Here is a 255-nt window from a genome sequence, read left to right on the forward strand (position 1 = left end):
CTGCGCCAGAAAGGCGTGGGCGGGCGCATGAACCCGCACCAGTTGATCATGACCGCCACCCCGATCCCGCGCACCCTGGCCATGAGCGCCTACGCCGACCTCGACACCTCGATCCTCGACGAACTGCCCCCCGGCCGTACCCCCGTCAATACCGTCCTGGTCACCGACACGCGCCGCGTGGAAGTGATCGAGCGCGTACGCGGGGCCTGCGCCGAAGGTCGTCAGGCCTATTGGGTGTGCACGCTGATCGAAGAG

Annotated in this window: 1 pseudogene; it reads left to right on the forward strand. The window is 67.8% G+C overall.

What is annotated here, in order from left to right:
- Nucleotides 1-255: pseudogene (locus SB764_RS42450) on the forward strand (ATP-dependent DNA helicase RecG); the annotation flags it as partial.

The sequence above is a fragment of the Paraburkholderia sp. SIMBA_027 genome (assembly GCF_046535315.1).
GTDB classification, from domain to species: Bacteria; Pseudomonadota; Gammaproteobacteria; order Burkholderiales; family Burkholderiaceae; genus Paraburkholderia; species Paraburkholderia tropica.